The 20,271-nt window shown below is 33.2% G+C and carries 17 protein-coding genes and 1 pseudogene; 9 read left to right on the forward strand and 9 right to left on the reverse strand.

The features are described 5' to 3' along the window. Positions 1 to 13: 13 nt before the first annotated feature. Positions 14 to 697 (reverse strand): response regulator transcription factor, encoded by a 684-nt coding sequence (locus tag ACIDC4_RS15235; RefSeq protein ID WP_041518469.1) that lies wholly within the window; start codon positions 695 to 697, stop codon positions 14 to 16. A gap of 233 nt (positions 698 to 930) precedes the next feature. Here ACIDC4_RS15235 and ACIDC4_RS15240 point away from each other — a divergent pair, with 233 nt between their 5' ends. The 4 genes from ACIDC4_RS15240 (at position 931) to ACIDC4_RS15255 (ending at position 6,656) form a co-directional block, all read left to right on the forward strand. Next, complete coding sequence (locus ACIDC4_RS15240) at positions 931 to 3,744, forward strand: TonB-dependent receptor (RefSeq protein WP_412043427.1); 2,814 nt, start codon at positions 931 to 933, stop codon at positions 3,742 to 3,744. 133 nt (positions 3,745 to 3,877) lie between these two features. Then, complete coding sequence (locus tag ACIDC4_RS15245) at positions 3,878 to 5,095, forward strand: hypothetical protein (protein WP_412043428.1); 1,218 nt, start codon at positions 3,878 to 3,880, stop codon at positions 5,093 to 5,095. A 110-nt stretch (positions 5,096 to 5,205) separates the two neighbouring features. Continuing rightward, positions 5,206 to 5,544 (forward strand): T9SS type A sorting domain-containing protein, encoded by a 339-nt coding sequence (locus ACIDC4_RS15250; protein ID WP_412043429.1) that lies wholly within the window; start codon positions 5,206 to 5,208, stop codon positions 5,542 to 5,544. Between the two features lie 131 nt (positions 5,545 to 5,675). After that, positions 5,676 to 6,656 carry a LuxE/PaaK family acyltransferase gene (locus ACIDC4_RS15255; RefSeq protein ID WP_412043430.1) on the forward strand — a complete coding sequence of 327 codons (981 nt, stop codon included), beginning with the start codon at positions 5,676 to 5,678 and terminating at the stop codon, positions 6,654 to 6,656. A 76-nt stretch (positions 6,657 to 6,732) separates the two neighbouring features. Here ACIDC4_RS15255 and ACIDC4_RS15260 read toward each other — a convergent pair whose 3' ends face one another. Both ACIDC4_RS15260 and tyrS read right to left on the reverse strand, forming a co-directional pair. Continuing rightward, the gene (locus tag ACIDC4_RS15260) at positions 6,733 to 7,764 is read right to left on the reverse strand and encodes a glycosyltransferase family 2 protein (protein ID WP_412043431.1); all 1,032 of its coding nucleotides are present in this window, start codon (positions 7,762 to 7,764) and stop codon (positions 6,733 to 6,735) included. An 18-nt stretch (positions 7,765 to 7,782) separates the two neighbouring features. After that, positions 7,783 to 9,078, reverse strand: coding sequence for a tyrosine--tRNA ligase (gene tyrS, locus ACIDC4_RS15265; protein WP_412043432.1), 1,296 nt, complete (start codon positions 9,076 to 9,078; stop codon positions 7,783 to 7,785). Positions 9,079 to 9,545: 467 nt separating this feature from the next. On the opposite strand from tyrS, the gene ACIDC4_RS15270 reads away from it, so the two are divergent. Continuing rightward, positions 9,546 to 10,538 (forward strand): NAD-dependent epimerase/dehydratase family protein, encoded by a 993-nt coding sequence (locus tag ACIDC4_RS15270; RefSeq protein ID WP_412043433.1) that lies wholly within the window; start codon positions 9,546 to 9,548, stop codon positions 10,536 to 10,538. A gap of 10 nt (positions 10,539 to 10,548) precedes the next feature. Here ACIDC4_RS15270 and ACIDC4_RS15275 read toward each other — a convergent pair whose 3' ends face one another. Genes ACIDC4_RS15275 through ACIDC4_RS15285 form a run of 3 tightly spaced genes read right to left on the reverse strand, consistent with a single transcriptional unit; the run spans position 10,549 to position 13,117 of the window. Continuing rightward, on the reverse strand, positions 10,549 to 11,028 hold the full coding sequence (locus ACIDC4_RS15275; RefSeq protein WP_412043434.1) for a DUF4296 domain-containing protein: 480 nt from the start codon (positions 11,026 to 11,028) through the stop codon (positions 10,549 to 10,551). Between the two features lie 9 nt (positions 11,029 to 11,037). Beyond that, entirely contained in the window at positions 11,038 to 12,378 is a 1,341-nt protein-coding gene (locus ACIDC4_RS15280; protein WP_412043523.1) for a dihydroorotase, read from the reverse strand. A 13-nt stretch (positions 12,379 to 12,391) separates the two neighbouring features. After that, on the reverse strand, positions 12,392 to 13,117 hold the full coding sequence (locus tag ACIDC4_RS15285) for a polyprenol monophosphomannose synthase (RefSeq protein WP_412043435.1): 726 nt from the start codon (positions 13,115 to 13,117) through the stop codon (positions 12,392 to 12,394). A gap of 106 nt (positions 13,118 to 13,223) precedes the next feature. Here ACIDC4_RS15285 and ACIDC4_RS15290 point away from each other — a divergent pair, with 106 nt between their 5' ends. The 3 genes from ACIDC4_RS15290 to ACIDC4_RS15300 all read left to right on the forward strand — a co-directional run bounded on the left by ACIDC4_RS15290 (position 13,224) and on the right by ACIDC4_RS15300 (position 15,427). Beyond that, positions 13,224 to 13,916: a DUF4271 domain-containing protein gene (locus ACIDC4_RS15290; protein ID WP_412043436.1), complete on the forward strand. Its 693-nt coding sequence runs from the start codon at positions 13,224 to 13,226 to the stop codon at positions 13,914 to 13,916. Between the two features lie 14 nt (positions 13,917 to 13,930). Continuing rightward, the gene (locus tag ACIDC4_RS15295; RefSeq protein WP_041518659.1) at positions 13,931 to 14,680 is read left to right on the forward strand and encodes a uroporphyrinogen-III synthase; all 750 of its coding nucleotides are present in this window, start codon (positions 13,931 to 13,933) and stop codon (positions 14,678 to 14,680) included. 276 nt (positions 14,681 to 14,956) lie between these two features. Next, entirely contained in the window at positions 14,957 to 15,427 is a 471-nt protein-coding gene (locus tag ACIDC4_RS15300) for an Lrp/AsnC family transcriptional regulator (RefSeq protein ID WP_007811264.1), read from the forward strand. A 529-nt stretch (positions 15,428 to 15,956) separates the two neighbouring features. Here the strand turns inward: ACIDC4_RS15300 and ACIDC4_RS15305 are convergent. From ACIDC4_RS15305 to ACIDC4_RS15315, 3 genes and pseudogenes are all read right to left on the reverse strand, one after another. Then, positions 15,957 to 16,642 (reverse strand): annotated as a pseudogene (locus tag ACIDC4_RS15305) (zinc metallopeptidase). 103 nt (positions 16,643 to 16,745) lie between these two features. After that, entirely contained in the window at positions 16,746 to 17,381 is a 636-nt protein-coding gene (locus ACIDC4_RS15310) for a response regulator (protein ID WP_230033387.1), read from the reverse strand. Then, on the reverse strand, positions 17,374 to 19,386 hold the full coding sequence (locus tag ACIDC4_RS15315; protein WP_412043437.1) for a tetratricopeptide repeat-containing sensor histidine kinase: 2,013 nt from the start codon (positions 19,384 to 19,386) through the stop codon (positions 17,374 to 17,376). Before ACIDC4_RS15315 ends, ACIDC4_RS15310 begins: the two co-directional genes overlap by 8 nt. 165 nt (positions 19,387 to 19,551) lie before the next feature. On the opposite strand from ACIDC4_RS15315, the gene ACIDC4_RS15320 reads away from it, so the two are divergent. Next, a complete protein-coding gene (locus ACIDC4_RS15320; RefSeq protein WP_412043438.1) occupies positions 19,552 to 19,950 on the forward strand; it encodes an MmpS family transport accessory protein in 399 nt (132 codons plus the stop codon). Positions 19,951 to 20,271: the final 321 nt, after the last annotated feature.

Raw genomic sequence — 20,271 nt, forward strand, 5'->3', positions numbered from 1 at the left:
CCTCTTAAAAAAATTAAACTTCAAATTTATAACCAACACCTTTGATGGTTTTAAAAAGGTCTTCTCCTATTTTTTCGCGCAGTTTTCTGATGTGAACATCGATTGTTCTTCCTCCAACTACAACTTCATTACCCCAAACTTTATCCAGGATTTCGTCTCTTTTAAAAACTTTCCCGGGTTTTGAAGCCAATAAATAAAATAATTCGAATTCTTTTCTTGGTAAAGCAATTTCTACATTGCCTTTTATGATCTTGTATTCCTCACGGTTAATCTCGATTCCGCCAACATTTAAGGTATCGCTAACAACTTCTTGTTCTTTTAACCTTCTTAACAAAGCCTTTACTTTGCTTACCAATAATTTTGGTTTTATTGGTTTGGTGATATAGTCATCTGCACCTGCATCAAAACCAGCAACTTGTGAGTAATCTTCGCTTCTGGCTGTCAAGAATGTTATGATAACATTATTTAATTCCGGGATTTTTCTGATGTGTTCGCAAGCTTCCATTCCATCCATTTCGGCCATCATTACATCCATAATAATTAGGTCCGGCAATTCTTTCTGAGCCTTTGCTATCGCTTCTTTTCCATTTGAAGCAGTAACAATCTGGTAGCCTTCCTGAGCAAGGTTATAGCCAACGATTTCTAAGATATCTGGTTCATCGTCAACTAATAAAATCTTGGTTTGTGTTTTTTTCATAAATAGCAAAAATTGAGATTTTTACATCAAATTTTCTTCATTAAACATTCGATGTTTTTTATTTCACAGCGTAAATATACTAACAAAATAACCGTTAAAAATTGCGGTTAACGGTAATTTAATCTGGTAACAATTTGATAATCTACAAGACACAAAAACATAACAAGCGCCTAACATGAACTTTACACAGCGTTTCTTTCTTTGCACAAAAATAAATCAAACACAACACAAAAATGAAATTCAATTTAAAATTTCTATTAATCACATTATTTATTTGTACGATTTCGGTCGCTCAAAACAAAGGTACGATTTCTGGTGTATTAACCGACAAAGAAACCAATAATCAACCTTTACCTTTCGCAAATGTTTTAGTAAAAGGGACTAACACAAGCGCGAACACTGACATTGACGGAAAATATTCGTTAAGTGTAAATCCGGGAAATTATATCGTTATTTTTAGTTTCGTTGGATATGAATCTGTAGAACAACCAGTAATTGTTAAAGCAAATGAGACTATTACTGTAAATCAGGTGCTTTCATCTGGAGGTTATACTCTAAAAGATGTTGTTGTAAAATCTACTGCTAACAGAGAAAAAGAAACGGCCTTATTACTGGACCAAAAAAATGCTGTTGTAATTAAACAAAGTATTGGTGCACAGGAAATGTCCCGAAAAGGAGTTAGCGACGTCGAGGAAGGTTTGACTAAAATAACAGGAATCACTAAAGTAGACGGAAGAGGTTTATTCGTAAGAGGTCTGGAAGATCGTTACAATAGTCTCTTACTTAATGATTTGGCTGTTCCATCAAACAATCCATTTAAAAAAATCATTCCTTTAGATATTTTTCCAACGGATATTGTAAGCGTTTTAGAAACATACAAAACTTTCAATCCTAACTTATACGGCGATTTTGCAGGAGCTACTTTTAATATCGTAACAACTGCTACTGGAAAAAGTCAAACAAAAATTAATTTTGGAGCTGGTTATACTGTCAATAATAACCTTAAAAAGTTCCTTATTTCCCGAGATGCAACTTCAACATCTGATTTCTTCGGATTTTCTGGCAACGAAAGAGATTTACCGTCTGCATTGACCAAAACTCCAAGTAACCAGACATTAACTACAGACCAGGCCGCAAACGGATTTGGTTCAGGATTTGACGTTAAAAGCGATGTAGCTCCTTTGAATACAAGTTTTGGAGTTACTCATTCAGAAAAATTCAATGTAGGCAAAAAACAAAACGTATTTCAATATTTGATATCACTTAACTACGAGAATAAATATCAAATTAGAAGTGGAGCTGATAGAATTTTCAATACTGCGCAAGGAAACTATGACAATGATTTAACTACAACACAGTATAAATTTATCACAAATTCATCTGCATTATTAGGTTTAACTTATAAAACAAAAAGACTTTCTCTTACATCAAACACGATCTATCTAAAATCGACAGAAAATTTGATACAAGATCAGTTAGGTTATACAAATTCTAATGCAGCCCAAACAAATGGTTTTATAAGAATGAATCAATTGCAAGAGTCTACTTTTTTTAATACACAATTGTTTGGTAATTATAAAATAACCGAAGATGAAAGACACACCATAAAATCTGGTATCTCATTCTCTACAACACAATATGAACTTCCTGACAGAAAATCTTTCAAAGGTATTCAAATGGATGACAATACAACTTCAATATCCTATACTGGAAACAGTATAACCAGACAATATCTTGATTTTAAAGGTGACCAACACATCTCTGGTTTACTAGAATATGGTTGGAAATTTGGAAATGAAGATCTAAGCAAATCGCACAAACTTACAGCGGGATATAGCGGTTATATGAACAAAATGGGATCTGAATTTAGATTTTTGGTATCACAAAATCTAAACTCAAATAGTGCTACTTTCCCAACTAATACTCCTGATGCTACTTTAAAAAACGAAATTTTAAACGACAATTTCACTTATAGAGAAGGAACAAACTCAACTTACAAAGCAATGCTGGAAGAGTTTATTAATGCTGGATACTTAGATTTAGCCTTAAAATTTTCTGAAAAATTTGAATTGAACGTAGGCGCAAGAGTTGAACAAACTCATAGAGAAACAAAATACAAGTCAACAGGAAGTTTTGAAGATCCGTACCAAATAATAACTACTGATAAAACAGATATTTTACCATCTGTAAATACAAAATACATTATAAATGAGAATTCAAACTTAAGATTTGCAGCTTCAAAAACAATTACAAGACCTGTAATTATGGAGTCTTACCCTCTTGAGTTTGTAAATCCTGATGGTACTATAGAAAGAGGTAATGAATTTTTGACCAATAGTGCTAACTATAACTTTGATTTAAAATACGAATTGTTCCCAACCAGTAAAGAATTAATCTCTGCTACAATTTTTACTAAAATGATAGACAATCCTATCGAGAGATTATTTACAAACTCAGCAGGAAGTGGTGGACAAATTATAACATATGGTAATTCTAATAAAGCTTTACTATATGGTGCTGAATTCGAATTCTTATTTCAATTAGAAAGAATTTCAAAATCATTATCTAATTTCTCTTTAGGAGCTAATGCAGCATTAATGGATACAAAAGTAACTATCGAAAAAACTTTTGAAAATGGAGTTAATAATCCTGAAACTATTGCAGTTGATAATAATCCATCCAGAAAACTACAAGGAGCCTCTCCCTGGATCCTAAATGCTGATCTTAGATACGATTCTGAATTTAGTGAAAAATGGAAAAGCTCTATGACTATGGTTTACAATCTTTATAGTAAAAGAATCTATGCTGTAGGTACAAATGGACTAGATAATTATTATGAAATGCCGTTTGGTAAGCTTGATTTCATCTGGCAAAACAAAATTTCAGACAAATTTGATGTTAAATTTTCTATAGATAATATATTAAACCCGGCTTATAAAATACAAATGGGTGACAAAAGCAGAATCGAAATAACCGAAACCGATCTAACAGTGAGAGAATACAAAAAAGGAGTTGGTTTCTCTATGAACATATCTTATACATTCTAAAAAAACACTTAACAATTACCAAACACAAACTTAAAGAGCAGGTGTTAATTTCATAACATTCTCTTAAATAGATTAGAAGAGACTCGGATTAAATTTGTTGAAGATTGAAATAAATAAAACAAACACAAAACTTATGAAAAAATTAGTATTCTGCTTAGCAGTTTTAGGAAGTATCTTTACAGGATGCTCATCAAGTGACGACAATAACGATACACCGGTAAAACAACCAGTAACAGGAGAAATCTCTGCAAACATTACAGCAAATAAAACTTACGCATACGGTAACTATACATTAAAAGGAATGGTTAAAGTTAGCGAAGGTGTAACTCTTACTTTCGAACCTGGATGTACAATTACAGCTGACAAATCTACAGGAGAAAATGGTCTTATTATATTAAAAGGAGGAAAACTAATCGCTAACGGTACGGCTGATGCTCCAATCGTTTTCACTGAAAAATCAAAAGTAGGTGGTTCTTGGGCTGGTATCATTATGTACGGAGATGCTCCAATTGTAAACTCAGCAACTGCTCCTGCTCCACAAACAGCAGTTTCAGAAGATGGTTTAAACTTAACATACGGAGGTTCAAATGCAGCACACAATGGTGGTTCATTGAAATATGTAAGAGTTGAATATGCTGGACAAGTAATTACAAGTAACAGTAAAGAAAATAATGGATTCTCATTCTACTCTGTTGGATCAGGAACTGTATTAGATCACTTGGTTGCTTACAAAGGTAATGATGATGGTTTTGAATTTTACGGAGGAACAGCAAGCTTAACAAACTCAATCTCTTACGGTAATACTGATGACTCTTTTGACTGGCAAGACGGATGGAGAGGTCAAGAAAACTCAAACTGGTATGCATACCAAACAGGTGTTGCTAACTACGGTATCGAAGTAGAAGCTAAAAGTGTTGACAATGCATTCTGGCCAAAAGTTACTGGTATCACTCTTAGAAGAGCTGCTGGTACAACTACAGAAGCACAAAACGAAATTCAATTGGACGCTATCCAATTTAAAAAAGAAGGAAATGGTGATTACAACAACATCGTAATAGATGGTTATGTTAGCCAAACTACTCCAAAAGCTTACGAAGGTGGTGTGATTCAAATATTAGACAAAGCTACTTATGATCACCAAGTTGCTGCTGGTAAAATCAAATTAACTAACGTGAAAATCACTAATTCTCCTCTTACTTTCATTTCAGGAGTTCCTGCTTCATTCACAGTAACTGCAGCTAGTTTTGTTCCTGCAACAAACTGGACAGTTAGTACTACTGCTACCGGAGCTGTTTTAACTGGTGGTGCATGGGCTACAGTTGATGGTGTAAACTTATTAGCAAAACTATAAGTTATTAGTAATCATATAAATGTTAAAAACATCCTAAATTTTTAGGATGTTTTTTTTTGGCGTGCTTTTTGTAATTTTTTTTGTATATTTACGGTAATCAAAAAAATGCGATGGCAAAAAACTACTTTTATATTACATTCTTATTGGCTTTTTTCTTTACTATAAGTGTCTCGGCACAAGATAGTAAGCAATTACCAAAACCTCAAAGTGCAAGCAACATTGAGGGCTTAAGCTTGTACCCTAATCCCGTTAGTAACGGAAAAGTATACATCTCGTCTAAAAATGATTTAGAAAAAGAGATTATAATTTTTGACGTTTTAGGCAAAAAAGTACTTCAGACGCATTTAAGTTCAAAAGAATTAAATGTATCAGAACTGGTTCCCGGTGTCTACATCATTAAAATAAGTGAAGAAAATGCTTCTGCAACAAGAAAGCTCATTATTCGATAAGTTATAAAAAAAGCTCCTGAAAAGGAGCTTTTTTAGTTTTCAGTCACAGTCACAGTTTCACAACATACCAAAAACTCCAACTGAAAACCGCGACTAAAAACTAAAAACAATATCTTTGCACAAAAAAAGTTTTGATTACAGCCAACGATATATTTACGATTTCGAGTCAGAAACAATTTGAAAAGATAGCTTTAAAAGTGTTTCGTTTTCAACATGAGAATAACGTCGTATATCGTGATTTCTGCGATTTCCTAAAAGTCAATCCACAACAGGTAAAATCATTGCAACAAATTCCATTTTTACCTATTCAGTTTTTCAAAAGTCATAATGTAGTTTCTAATAACGATCCGGCTCAGGTTACTTTTACCAGCAGCGGAACAACTGGAATGATTACAAGCCGACATATAGTGACCGATATTTCCCTATATGAGGAAAGTTACCGCAATGGATTTTCGCAGTTTTATGGCAATATCGAAGATTATGTTGTTTTAGCCCTTTTACCGTCTTATCTCGAACGCGATGGCTCTTCGTTAATTTATATGGTCGAAGATCTTATAAAGTTATCCAATCAGCCTGAAAGCGGATTTTATTTACACAATCACGACGACTTAATTAAAAAACTCACAGCTCTTGACGAATCCGGTCAAAATGTTATTTTAATTGGGGTTACTTATGCCTTATTGGATTTGATTGAAAAGCATCAATTCAACCTTCAGAACACCATAATTATGGAAACTGGAGGAATGAAAGGCAGACGTAAAGAAATGATTCGCGAAGAATTGCACGAGATTCTTTGCAAAGGTTTTGGCGTTTCGGCAATTCATTCAGAATATGGCATGACTGAACTTTTAGGACAAGCGTATTCTCTAGGCGAAGGCGTATTCGAATGTCCGTCATGGATGAATATTTTGATTCGTGATCCGGAAGATGCTCTCACTTACGTGAAAGATGGAAAAACAGGTGGAATAAACGTTATTGATTTAGCCAATATTAACTCTTGCTCTTTTATAGCTACGCAGGATTTGGGCAAAAAAAATCCCAACAACTCTTTCGAGGTATTGGGACGTTTTGATAATTCGGATATTCGTGGTTGTAATTTGATGGTTTTATAATTTAGGACTTTTTTCGTCTCTTATTCTGATATTCTCGAATTCAATTTGACAACTTACAATACTGTTTTCGAAATAATTACAACCCCCTAAAAATAGATTTTAAAACAAATTTCACTTTCGTTTTAATAGAAAGAATTTTAAAATAACGATACTGTTCTTTCAAAATAAAAAACATGAATTTTAATTTATGAGAAGATAATCTTTTGAAATAGAAATCAATATTCTGATTAATTGTTTTTTGAATTAATTCTTTATCAAAAAAATGATTTTCATTCTGAAAAGCCTCAAACTTATGAACAGCAAATAGTGTTTTTTCTAACTCTTTATATCCTTCAGCCCGGCCAATTTGCAATCCTTTTTTCAAATATTTTAATTCATCATCATCACTTTCAAATCCAATATTTTTCAAATACTTCAATTGTATAGAATTCTTTACTCCTTCATAATCAACTGCAATTGTATCACTAATATTATTATCGTGTAATCTATATTTAACTAAAGGTTTTTGGATATTGTAAAGATTGTGTTTCATTATAATCCTGGTCCACAACTCATAATCTTCCATTGGGACAAATTCTGGATTAAAAACGTTCGATAAAAAGACTTTCTTACGTGCTAAAACTGTGGAATTACCTATATAATTTTCATAAATAAAAGCTAGTTTCAATTCTTCATTATGCTCTTTAATATAAGCCTGTTCATAATTAATGTTTTTCCCAAACCGCAACCAAAATCCTCCGCATAAATCAATAGTTGAGTTATTCTTGAGAAAATTCACCTGCACTTCAAGACGGTCTTCAAAACAAATATCATCAGCATCAATAAAACCTATATAATCTCCTTTTGCTTTTGTTATTCCAAAATTTCTAACAATCGCTGGCTTTTGATTTTCCTCAAAACTATAAACTTTTATCCTGGAATCTATTTCCTGATATTCTTTTAAAATAACTAAACTATCATCTTTAGAATTATCATTTACAGCAATTAATTCCCAATTAGAATATGTTTGTTTTATTATGCTATCGATAGCTTCTCTTATAAATTTTTCAGCATTATAAACAGGCATTACTAAGGTAACCAAACCATTCATTTTAGTTAATTCATCCAATTTATATCTTTTAAAATTTTATTTAACTCTAATAACAAAATAATTCTTCTTACCACTTTGCAATAATACAAACTGATTGTTGATCAAATCATTTGGAGTCAATACAAAATCTTCTTTTATTTTTTCTCTGTTTACCGAGATTGAGTTTGCTGTTAATGCACGTCTCGCTTCTCCGTTTGATTTAAAGAAGCCCGTTTTTTCATTTAAAACAGTAACAATATCCAATCCGTTTTCTAAATCCGCTTTTGCGATTTCAGCTTGAGGAACACCGTCAAAAACTTCTAAAAAAGTAGTTTCATCTAATTTCTTCAAATCGTCTGCAGTAGAATTTCCGAACAAAATATTCGAAGCCTGAATTGCTTTTTCTAATTCTTCTTCAGAGTGAACAAAAATTGTGATTTCTTCAGCCAGTTTCTTTTGTAAAACTCTTAAATGCGGAGCAGTTTTATGCTCTTCGATCAAAGCATCAATCGTTTCTTTATCTAAAAAAGTAAAGATTTTAATGTATTTTTCAGCATCAACATCAGTAGAATTTACCCAAAATTGGTAAAATTTATATACCGAAGTTTTATCGGCATCTAACCAAACATTTCCACCTTCAGATTTCCCGAATTTAGAACCGTCTGCTTTTGTAATTAGTGGAGTTGTAAGAGCAAAAGCTTTTGCATTCTCTCCTCCCATTCTGCGCACTAATTCTGTACCTGTGGTGATATTTCCCCATTGATCAGAACCTCCCATTTGCAGAACGCAATTGTTGTTTTTATATAAATGATAAAAATCGTATCCCTGAATTAATTGATAAGTAAACTCTGTAAAAGACATTCCTTCGCCTTCTCCGGCAAATCTCTTTTTTACTGAATCCTTCGCCATCATATAATTTACCGTGATACGTTTTCCAACTTCACGGGCAAAATCAATAAACGAGAATTCCTTCATCCAGTCATAGTTGTTTACCATAACCGGAGCATTTGCTTCTTTTGAATTAAAGTCTAAGAAACGAGACAAGACACTTTTTATTCCCGCAACATTTTTAGCCAAAGTTTCTTCGTTCAACAAATTTCTTTCGTCAGATTTCCCAGATGGATCACCAATCATTCCGGTTGCACCACCTACAAGGGCGATAGCTTTATGACCAGTTCTGTTTAAGTGAACCAATAAAATAATCTGAACCATGCTACCAATATGTAGCGAATCTGCCGTTGGATCAAAACCTATATATGCCGTTGTTACCTCTTTAAGCAATTGTTCTTCCGTTCCTGGCATGCTATCATGATATAACCCTCGCCACTTTAATTCTTCAACTAGATTCTTCATTTTTAAAATAATTTGTGCAAATATAACGATTGTGAATTGAAAGCTCAAAAATGAATTGAGAGACAATCTTAAAATCGAGTCAAATTATACCGTAAAATCCTTATTTACGTAAATAAGACGAAATAGTAAAAAGCGTTACTATGAAAAAACATAAGATACTAAAACATAAAAAATAAATCTTAGCCAGATCATTATCCGAATCTGATAAGTGAATAAGCAAAAACAACATAAAACATGCTGCTCCCAAAAACCACAATACCACCCTTCTCCTTTTTACATCAAATTTTGTCATTTTGCATAATTCTTATTAATTAAACATAATCACTTAATATCAAACAAATTAAAACGAATACAAAAGTAATATTTTTCTTTCTTTTTAAAACGTTTTAAATAAAATATTATACAACTTTTCGAATCAATTAAAAGAAATAATTTCGAAATAGTAAATCATTCAATATCTTTACAAAATGGTATTAGTAACTGGAGGAACAGGTTTAGTAGGCTCGCATTTATTGCTTCATTTAATTGAAAATGGAGAAAATGTCCGGGCTATTTATCGAAACCAAAACAACATTCAAAAAACTAAATCGGTTTTTGATTTATATAAAAAGGGAGATTTATTCGAAGAAATCAATTGGCTTGAAGCCGATATTCTTGATGTTCCTTCGCTGGAAACTGCTTTTATCGATATTGACTACGTTTACCACTGTGCCGCTTTTATCTCTTTTGATCCTAAAGACGAAGAATCACTTCGAAAAACGAATATCGAAGGAACAGCCAATATGGTTAATTTCTCTATTGCCAAAGGAATAAAGAAATTCTGTTTTGTAAGTTCTATTGCCGCTTTAGGAGATATTGCACCGCACGAAACTTATATTACAGAAGAAACAGACTGGAATCCTGAGAAACCCCACAGCGATTATGCGATTTCTAAATATGGTGCCGAAATGGAAGTTTGGCGCGCACTTCAGGAAGGCCTTGATGTTATTATTATAAATCCCGGGGTAATTTTAGGACCAATTGCAGCAACAAAAATCTTCGACGAGGGAAGTGTAGAATTGTACCGAAAAGTAGCCAACGGACTTTCATTTTATACACTTGGAAGTACTGGTTTCATCGCAATAAATGATGTAGTTCGAATTGCACATGAATTAATGAAAAGCGGCATCAAAAACGAGCGTTTTACTTTAATTGCTGACAATATTGTTTTTCAGGATATTCTAAACACAATTGCTGATACTTTAAAAGTAAAAAGACCCAAAACTCATGCTAAGCCATTATTGATGAATTTTCTTTGGATGGCAGATCTGGCATTCTCTACTCTGTTTTTTCAAAAGAGACGCCTTACCAAAGCAACTGCAAAAGCTTCTTATTCTAAGAATCTGTACTCGAATGAAAAAATAAAAACCGCTCTGGGAACGGTTTTTTTAGATGTACATCAATATGTAAAAGGCGCTTAGTTCTAAAAAACTATCTCTTTTTTCTTGATTGTATTAATTGTTTTATCGAATCGATAGTGGCTTGCTGTTTCAAAGGTTTCTTAACCGCTTCTTTAATCGAATCTTTTTCTTTCTTTTTCTTGTCTTTAGCTGCTTTTTTATCTTCGATTTTCATGATCGAATCTGTAGCTCTTTGGTTTACTGCCAATCGTTTGCTCACTTCGTCGAACATTTCTTTGTAAGCTTCATAATCGGTTGCGTAATACATATTGCTTTGCGCAAACTGCAGGCTATCGACCTTAAACTTTCTTAAAATAAATTTTACAGGATCTGTTTCAACTGAGTCCAGCGAGATTGGATTTTGATATTTCATTGCATCCAAAAGAGACAAATCATACATAATATCAATCATCTTTTCTTTCTCGATAAGTTTTGCGGGTTGTTTGACCAACTCTTTTTTACAACTTACAGAAAGAAACAAAACCAATATTATTACTATACAATTCTTCATTTCAGCTTTTTATCTATCAAACAATAATCTTTTTCCGTTGCGAAGGTCTTTTACTTTAAAATTATTATAAACCAGTTCCCCATTCACGAAAGTGTGAGTAATTCTTGATTTAAAAGTATAATTTTCAAAAGGCGACCATCCGCATTTTGCCAGGATATTTTCCGGTTTTACACTCCATGGCAAACTTGGATTTACAATAACCAAATCGGCAAAATAACCTTCTTTTATAAAACCTCTTTTTTCGATTTTGAAAATTTTAGCCGGATTGTGGCACATTTTCTCTACGATTTTTTCTACACTAATTTTTCCTTGGTGATGCGCTTCGAACATTGCCACAACAGCATGTTGTACAAGCGGCCCTCCGGAAGGTGCATTTAGATAAGATTGCATTTTTTCTTCTTTTGTATGAGGCGCATGATCTGTAGCAATTACATCAATACGGCCGTCGTTTAAAGCTTTCCAAAGTTCTGCTCTGTCCTGGGCAGTTTTTACAGCAGGATTCCATTTGATGAAATTTCCTTTTGTTTTATAATCTTCATCGGTAAACCAAAGATGATGTACACAAACCTCAGCAGTAATTTTTTTATCTTCTAATGGAATTTTATTCGTAAACAATTCCATCTCTTTCGCAGTCGAAAGGTGAAAGATATGCAAACGAGCTCCGGTTTTCTTTGCCAAAGCGACAGCTTTTGATGATGAAATATAACAAGCCTCGGCACTACGAATCAAATGGTGCGCCGTTACCGGAACATCATCGCCATATTGCTCTTTAAAAGCAGCAAGATTATTCTGAATTGTTGTTTCGTCTTCGCAATGCACCGCAATTAACATGGGTGTGCTTGAGAATATTTTTTCTAAAGTCGCTTCGTTATCTACCAACATGTTTCCGGTAGACGAACCTAAGAAAATCTTGATTCCGGCAACATTTTTTGGGTTGGTTTTTAAAACTTCTTCCAGATTATCATTAGTTGCACCCATCATAAACGAATAATTCGCAAATGATTTTACGGCAGCAATTTGATATTTATCTTCTAAAATTTCCTGAGTTACTGCATTAGGAACTGTATTAGGCTGTTCGATAAAAGAAGTAATTCCTCCCGCAACCGCAGCTCTCGATTCTGATTCGATATCACCTTTATGCGTTAATCCCGGCTCTCTAAAATGCACCTGATCATCGATTGCACCAGGAATCAAATAACTTCCTTCGGCATCTATCACTTTACAATCGGATGATTTTAGACTGATACTGTCTGCTACCTCAACGATCAAGTCGTTTTCGATCAGGACATCACCTTCAAAAATAGATCCTTCGTTTACAATTTTAGCATTCTTTATTAAAATCCTGTTTATCGCCATTGTGGTATTATAAGGTATTGAATAATTTTTTTAATCTTAGCGAAATTACACCAAGAATAGCTTCTTTGATAATGGCATTGCTCATTTTCGAAACTCCTTTTGTTCTGTCTGTAAAGATAATAGGAACCTCAGTAATTTCAAATTTAGCACAATAGGTTCTGTATTTCATTTCGATCTGAAAAGCATAACCCACAAATTTTATTTTGTTAAGATTGATTTTTTCCAAAACCTCTCTTTTATAGCAAACAAAACCTGCCGTGGCATCATGAATTTTCATTCCGGTAATAAACTTCACGTAAACAGAGGCAAAATAAGACATTAAAACACGGCTCAATGGCCAGTTTACCACATTGACACCTGTTACATAACGAGAACCAATAGCCAGATCTGCTCCGCCAAAATGGCAAGCATCAAATAATTTTTCAAGATCATTGGGGTTGTGAGAAAAATCAGCGTCCATCTCAAAAATGTAATCGTATTTGCGCTCTAAAGCCCATTTGAAACCGTGAACATAAGCAGTTCCTAAACCTGATTTTTTGGCTCTTTTTTCTAAAAACAGCCTGTCAGGAAATTCTTCCTGCAACGCAATTACCTTATTGGCCGTAAAATCGGGCGAATTATCATCAATAATCAAGAGATGAAAGGGTTTGTGTTGTGAGAGTACAGCTCTAACTATACTTTCAATATTTTCGATTTCGTTGTAAGTGGGGATTATGACAATACAATCATTCATTTTTCTGCGTAAATTTCCTCGCAAAAGTAAACTTTTTATGGCATTTGATTCATAATAAATATATAATAAAAGTATTGAGACAAAAAATTACTAATTTTGTGTCGTTATGATTGAACAACTTCACCCTCGAATTATCGAAAACAAAGACTGGGCGACACTTTTATTTGTGTTGACCTTTGCTGTTGTTGCTATGACTAAATCAGCTTATGAAACCAGATTTAGCGAATTCAGCAAGCTTATTTTCTCAGACAAATACGCCAAAATTTATCGTGATAACAATCACCTGAAAAGCAGTTTTACTGTTGGTTTGTTTTTTGTACAGGTTATTTCGTATGCTTTTTTCATTCAGTTGACGATGCATATTTTTTCAGAAGATCCTAAAACGGGAACGTATAGCATTCTAAAAACCGACTGGATCCTGTTTATTCAGATCGCTACATTTTTACTTTATTTTATTCTGGCGAAGTTTTTAATCGAAAAAATTGTTGCAACTTCATTCAACATCGAGGAGTTTGCCGACCTTTTTAACTTACAAAAAGTTACTTACAGAACTTATATTGGCGTTTTAGTGCTTCCTATTAATGCTATTTTGTTTTATTATGACAATATTCCTAAAATTATACCGTTGGCAATCATAGGTATTTCGCTATGTATCAGTCTCTACTCATATTTTATTTCAATAAAAACGTATCAAAACGTAATAATCAGCAAGTTATTTTATTTTATTTTATATCTTTGCGCTCTTGAAATAGCACCTTATTATTTTCTCTATTACTGGATTACAAAAGTAAGTGCTTAGAAAAAGTTTACAATATGAAAGTGAAAACAATTTTGGTGTCACAGCCTGAACCTAAAGTGGAAAATTCTCCTTACTTTGAGCTCCAACAAAAACACAAAATAAAAATTGATTTCAGACCATTTATTCATGTGGAGGGGGTTAATGCAAAAGAGATCCGATTACAAAAAATCGATCTTAATCATTATACTGCTATAATTTTGACAAGCCGTAATGCGGTGGATCACTTTTTTAGAGTAGCAGATGAAATGCGTTATAAAGTTCCTGAAGGATTGAAATATTTCTGCCAATCTGAAGCTGTTGCATTTTACCTGCAAAAGTATGTTGTGTATAGAAAACGTAAAATTTACGTTGGAGCAAAAGATTTTGCAGACTTATCACCTCTTATCAAAAAGTACAAAGACGAAAAATTCTTGTTGCCAGCATCTGATCAATTGAATGCTGACGCTCCTATAACGTTAAACAATCTAAAAGTAGACTGGGCACAAGCTGTTTTTTACAAAACGGTAATGAGCGACTTATCTGATCTTGCAGATGTTTATTATGATGTTTTGGCATTTTTTAGTCCAACCGGAATTAAATCATTATTTAAAAACTTCCCGGACTTTAAGCAAAACGATACCAGAATCGCAGTTTTTGGAAGCACAACTCAAAAAGAAGCTCTTGATCATGGTTTAAGAATCGATATTCTTGCTCCAACTCCTGAAACTCCTTCTATGACAATGGCTTTAGAAAAATACATCGCAGAAGCAAACAAAGGAAAATAATTCCTTCAAAATATTTAATTCTTAAAATTCCAAATTCCAACTTTAATGCTGGGATTTGGAATTTTTCTTTTTAGACCGGTTTCAACATAAACACCGGTTTCAGCCGTTGGGACGCAATCCATTATCTCCCCGTGGTTGAAACCACGGGCTATGTTTTGGAATTTGATGCCATAGCTTCAGCATAAAAAATTGGAATTTTTCTTTTTACATCATTTTAACTACATTTGATTTCTATTCTAAACCCAAATCACATTAAATAGTTTCAAATTATAAGTTATGAAAATCAACTCCCTTTTAATCGAAATTGATGGTATCGACAAAGAAATTCTTAGATACCTTATGGACGATGCCCGAAAACCTATTTTACAAATCGCCAATAAAATAGGCATTTCAGGAGCTGCGATTCATCAGCGTTTAAAAAAACTGGAACAATCGGGAGTAATATCAGGTTCTAAATTTACGGTCAACCCAAAAGTTCTGGGTTATAACACAATGGCTTTCATTGGTGTTTATCTGGATAAAGCTTCAAGAAACTCCGAAGCCGTAAAAGATTTAAAAAAGATTCCTGAAGTTTTAGAATGTCATTATACAACTGGAAACTGGTCTGTTTTAATCAAAATCATTTGTCGCGACAACGAACATTTAATGCAGCTTTTAAACACTAAAATTCAGGCTATAGAAGGTGTTTCAAGAACCGAAACGTTTATTTCGCTGGATCAACAAATTGACAGACAAATTCAACTTTAAAGAAAGAAATTCCAATATAAAAAAATCCAAATTCCAATTCGAAATGAGAAGTTGGAATTCTACATCTAGTAAATCCGACAGGTTTTAAAAACCTGTCGGGTTAAACCGCGATTATAAATTAGGCAATGTATCAATTTGATAATAAGATAATTTACAAAACTTTATGACAAACATTAGACCCGAGATTAAAACTATCCTGTTTTTTATATTTTACTTTGTAATAGCATTCATTGCAGAGAAAACAAGCCCAAGCGGTGTTTGTACACCAGGATTTGGCTTTTTATTGTTTTTACTTTCAATACCAGTCAGTATAATTTATTCTTTAATCCTTTATTACAAATATTATAAATCAGAGAACAAACAATACCTAAACTCCATTTATATTATATCCGGAATTTGGGTTTTACTATTTATCTTTCTAAGCTTCAGCAATTCATAAAACAAAAACCCGACAAGCTTTTAGACCTGTCGGGTTTTTGTTTATTTCCAATTTTGGAATTTGGAATTTAAAAAATTGGAATTTTAATTTTTAGTTCCTTCTGCTTCCGGAATAAATCGAGATATAGTACAGTAACGTTGCAATAGATCCTATAGCCGCTACAACATACGTTCTTGCAGCCCATTTTAAAGCGTCTTTTGCTCCTGCCTGTTCTTCCTGTGTCAGCATATGTTTATTTTCTAACCAGGCAAGCGCTCTGTTACTGGCATCATATTCTACAGGCAAAGTTATAATAGTAAACAATGTTGTTGCGGCAAAAATCACGATTCCTACCAATAGTAATTGCGGAAAAGTCCTGATCATTAAAATTCCGGCCAGCAAAATCCATTGTACATAATTTGATGCAATACTAACCACTGGCACCAGTTTAGAACGCAGAGTTAGCCATTCGTAACCTATAGAATGTTGTACAGCGTGACCCATTCGTGCGCCGCAACAGCAGCTGCAGCCGCATTACGATGATTGTAAACTGCCTCACTTAAATTTACTGTTTTATCTGAAGGATTGTAATGATCTGTTAATTGCCCCGGAGTTGAGATTACTCGAACATCCGTAATTCCGTTATCAGCCAACATTTTTTCGGCAATTTCTGCACCACTCATTCCGTTTCTTAATTGTATTTTCGAATATAATTCAAATTTACTTTTGAGCTTTGAACTCACTAACCAGCTGAACAACATAATTGCTCCGGCAATAATTAAATATCCACTTCCCATATTTTCTTACTTTTATTTGATTGATTACTAAAGTTACAAAAGAAACTGCAATTTCTGAACCAATTTCAAAAAATGTCATTTTGGCATTTTACAGGACATTTTTTCAATCTAAAAGATTGTTTTTCAGCAGTAGTGTTATTAATTCTGCGACATTTTTGGTTTTGTATTTTTGAAGAATATTTCGCCTGTGAGTCTGCACCGTTAAAAAGCTTAAAAAAAGCTCATCGGCAATTTCCTGGGTTTGTTTTCCTTTTGAAAGTAAAATTGCAATATCTTTTTCTCTTCGACTCAAACTCGGAATAGTATCCAGATCTTCAGATAAAGGCTGACTTACAATTATTTTAACCTCATCACTAAACACAATTTCGCCTTCGATTGCTTTATTGATACAGTTTTTAAATTCATCAAACGAAGCACTTTTCAGGATATAACCATTTCCTCCATTCTGAATAAATTTCATTACTAAACTTCGTTCAGACTGACTGCTCATTCCTATAACAATTACCTGTGGAAATTTCTGTTTAATCGCTTTACATAAATCGATACCAGTTATTACCGGAAGAAAAATATCCATTAAAACCAAATCTACTTCGTTATTCTCTACATAATCCAGAAGCATAACGCCAGACTGCATTTTCTCGATAATTTCAATATTTTCTAAATCAGATAAAAGCCCTGAAATACCCGAAATCACGATAGGATGATCATCAACCACAACCATTTTATATTTTTTACTCATTTTCCTGATTTTCGTTGATTACATTTAATTCTATATAAGCAGATGTTCCCTGATTAGGCTTACTATCAATCTCTAATTTCCCGTTCAGGAATTCCACACGATTTTTAATATTTTTCAATCCCATTCCGTTTTTATTTTTCGGATCCAAAACATCAAAACCAACTCCATTATCTTCAACTGTAATAAAAAATACATCTTTGTTTTGAGAGCATGAAACCAAAACCTGAGAAGCTTTTGCATACTTTAAAGCATTATTCAATAACTCCTGAATAATCCTGTAAATCATGATTTCGGAATTTTTAGGAAGTCTTGATTTTTTTATTAAATACTGAAATTCAACTTTGGTAACGGCATTAGAATTTGCAGCGCATAAATCTCTTAAAGCATGTTCTAAACTCAACTCCAGCAAACTTTCGGGCATTAAATTCTGCGATATGTTTCGAAGTTCTTTTATCGAATTATCGAGCATAGCATCTACTCCGTTTACAGTTTCAGCATTTTCTTTTTTCGCAAGGTTCAAATGAATTTTCACACTCGAAAGCATACTTCCCAGACCATCATGCAGCTCTCTGGCAATTCGTTTTCGCTCCATTTCTTCTCCCTGAATCAAAGCCTTGGAAACTGAAAGTTTATGGCGATTTTCAAAAGCAGACAATTCTTGCTTAAGGTTAATTTCTTTTTGAATACTTAATTTCTTTTGGTTTTTATTGAAAATCCACAAGAACAAAACAATCACAAGCAACAAAAAAGACAAACCTGCAAAAAGCAATGAATTCAAACGGTTGCTGTATACCATTAAAGCAGCTTTGTCGTTTAGCGATTGCAGCATCGTTATTTTCTTCTCACTTTCGGCTTTCTTATACTTTGCTTCAAGTTCTACAATTTCACTTTTAAATTTAGTATCATTCAAGCTGTCATTTATTCTATTCGATTTATTTGAATAGAAATAAGCCTTATCATAATTTTTGGTTGCATTATAAACTTCAGACAACTTATTATAGTAATTCTTTTGATCGACAATAAAAGGTGTTTTTTCTAAAAGATACTCCAGATTGGCTTTTGCCTTATCATAGTTTTTTAATTTAAAATTTACTTCGTACTCTGCATATTTCAGCCTGTTTAATGCAATTTGGTTTTGATGCTTTTCTGCCGATTTAATACCTTTCTCGTAACTCGCCAAAGCATCTGCATTTTTATTTAGCCTTGCATAATACAATCCTTCAGAATAAAAATAAGAATCGTTTAAATTCGATTCAGGGAAATTTTTCAAGGTCGAAAATGCTTTATCGAGTACTTTTTGGGCATCATAAAAATGCTGTAACTCTACTAAATTTTCAGCATTAATAATATACGTTTCCATTTTTGACTCAGCCAGCGTTGGTGATTTTTTAATAGCCCTTTCGATATATTTCTGGGCTTCACTTAAATATTCACTTGCTTTTTCGCGTTCGTTATTATTCATAAAAATAATAGCAACCGCTTTATACAATCCGCTTATCAATTCATAGTCACGGCTTTTTTTAGCAGCAGGAATGGCTTCATTAATAAGCAGTTTCATATATGCCTTTTCGTTGTTCTTTCGTTGCTGCATGATACCGTAATTCTGTAAAATGATAGCACGAATTCGAAACGCTTCGGTATTGTAATATTTTTTTAGTTTGTTATTTCCTTCAAGCAACGTTTTTTCGAAACCATCAACATCTCCTTTTTCTAAAAAACGAGAAGCATTATAAAATATTCCTGCATCATTTAAGAAAGGAAATCTTCCTTTTAGTTTATTGGCCTGCTCTAAATATTCTTTTGATTTTTTAGCATCCTGAACCATCAAATACATTTTAGACAACTTAAAGCTATACAAGCATTTAATACTATCTGACTTAGTGTTTTTGGCAATTTTAGCAATACTGTCTATATAAACCGAATCATCATCAAGAGAAAGAATTACCTGAGAATGCGAAACGGCAGATAAAAAAAGAAATAATATTAATAAGTAGATTTTCTTCATAAAGTGGTATTTATTCAAAAATATCAAATTAAAAAATGTTTAAAAAGCAATTACACCACTTTTACCTGATATCAGGTAATGCAAAATGCATTTTATCAGGTATTGTCATCTCATTTATAAGCATCTAATTTTGTTTTAAATGAATGTTAACTAATAAACTATATTATGAAATCAGTTTTAAAAACTTTAGCGATTGTATTCACTCTTGCTTTTACAGTAGGATCTTGCAGCAGCGACGACAATAATGACTCAGCACCTGTTTCAAGAGATGTAAAATATGAGCTAACCGGAAATTTTTCAGGAGAACTTAGTACAATTTATTTTGATAAGGGTGGAAATCCGTTAAATGAGGACGTTACCGCCTTGCCTTGGACAAAAGAAATCACCGTTGATGCAGGTGTTAATGCTGTGACAGCCAGCGCAAGTGGTCATGGCGGAGTTAAAGATCAAACCCTAACTGCCAAAATTTATGTTGGCGGTAAAGTAGTAAAAGAATCCACTGCAAAAGCAAACAATGACGGAATCATTGTGGTAACTCTTGTACCTTATGCTTTCCCTCTATAAATTTTAGGAGTAGAATTTTTATTTTAATTTTGGAAAAAAGAAGCTTCGTATATTACGAGGCTTTTTTTTTGCATTTAATTATCGCCAAAAATTATACTAATTTCACGAATACTATTTATGTTAAATTAGGCTAATTTGCGACAAAAAAGCAAAAAGAAGCGCCACAATCTTGTCCTCCTGAGGAACGAAGGATCACAATAGAAGCTCCGCAAAGAGAATCGCCAATCTTTGTCGAATTACTTGTGCGATTCTTCGTTCCTCAGAATGACAAACTGGTACAAAAAAAATCCCAAACCCCAATCGTAAAATTGGAATTTGGAA

Source organism: Flavobacterium sp. C3NV (assembly GCF_046825355.2).
Lineage (GTDB): Bacteria > Bacteroidota > Bacteroidia > Flavobacteriales > Flavobacteriaceae > Flavobacterium.